The organism is Vibrio sp. Vb1554, assembly GCF_033344235.1.
The window spans coordinates 1-1,053 of sequence record NZ_JAWPOJ010000449.1 but is presented as its reverse complement, the minus strand read 5'-3'; the positions used below and the strand labels follow the sequence as shown (position 1 = coordinate 1,053).

The 1,053-nt window shown below is 40.1% G+C and carries 1 protein-coding gene; it reads left to right on the top strand.

The genetic code is table 11. The features are described 5' to 3' along the window. The first annotated feature begins 326 nt into the window (after positions 1–326). Positions 327–725 carry a GFA family protein gene (locus tag R8N28_RS26965; RefSeq protein ID WP_005477765.1) on the top strand — a complete coding sequence of 133 codons (399 nt, stop codon included), beginning with the start codon at positions 327–329 and terminating at the stop codon, positions 723–725. Positions 726–1,053: the final 328 nt, after the last annotated feature.

Below are 1,053 nucleotides of genomic sequence, written 5' to 3'. Positions count from 1 at the left end.
AATGAAAATGAAGCTGCGATGATTGAAGCGGCGAGCGTTGGTTTGAGTACCTTTAACATGTTCACGTTCCTTATGTTGGCGACTCTATTTTTTGATGAGCCTTATTATTTTGCTCCGTCTTAATGCCGTGTAAGCGTTAAGGCTGAACTTTGTGTAAAGGTTAATTAACTGTTAAATGTCTGTCTTTAAAACGGAGATAAAGAGAATATTGAGCATTGCGGCTATTTTGTTCATAAAGTTCACGACGAGAAACAGGGGATAGGTCACGCGGATTTGCTTATCGGTAGGCCATAATAGGGCGACAACAAATGAATAAGGAAAGAGGAATGAAAGGAACATGTTTGTGCGGCGCAATCGAAGTTATCGCAGAACCCAAGAATGAAGTGAGCTTGTGTCACTGCTCAATGTGTCGAAAATGGTCGAGTGGGGCACTTCATGCCGTGCATTGTGGCCCAGAAGTCACATTTAAAGGTGCAGAGCCAAAACGTTATCAGTCTTCAGATTGGGCTGTACGAGGTTTTTGCGGCGAGTGTGGGACGAACTTGTTTTACCATCTCTTGCCAACCAACGAATACATCCTTTCTGCTGGCTTATTCGATAATCCTGATTTTAAGTTGACGCTAGAAATCTTTACTGATGAAAAGCCGGGTTACTACGAGCTCAATCCTCACTCTAAAAAGATGACAGCACAGGAAGTCTACGACCAATTTGTGCCAAAAGAGTAGCGGTTCTCGATTTTTTGCTCGGCAATTATACGTCTTTCTTTAATTATCAATAAATTAGAGTGTTTATAGTTGTCGACAATTGTTTCTTTCCATTACAAAAAACCTCTGTAAATCATTAAATCTTCCTAAATTCGTCCATTTCAAACTACGACCTTAGTCTAAATTGTCGACAATTTACTTGATTGTCGACACTTTGATCGTCTATTTTAAATTCAGGTTAAGAAATTGTAGACACTTTGATGTCGATTAAGTGAGTGCCTGAATATGAACTCTGAGTTGAAAGCTCGTTATAAAGTGCTGGGTTCTGAGAAAGAACACACCAAGTCCG

Excerpts from the sequence above, each read along its gene's own strand:
- R8N28_RS26965 (WP_005477765.1), top strand. The coding sequence starts at position 327 with ATGAAAGGAACATGTTTGTGCGGCGCAATCGAAGTTATCGCAGAACCC.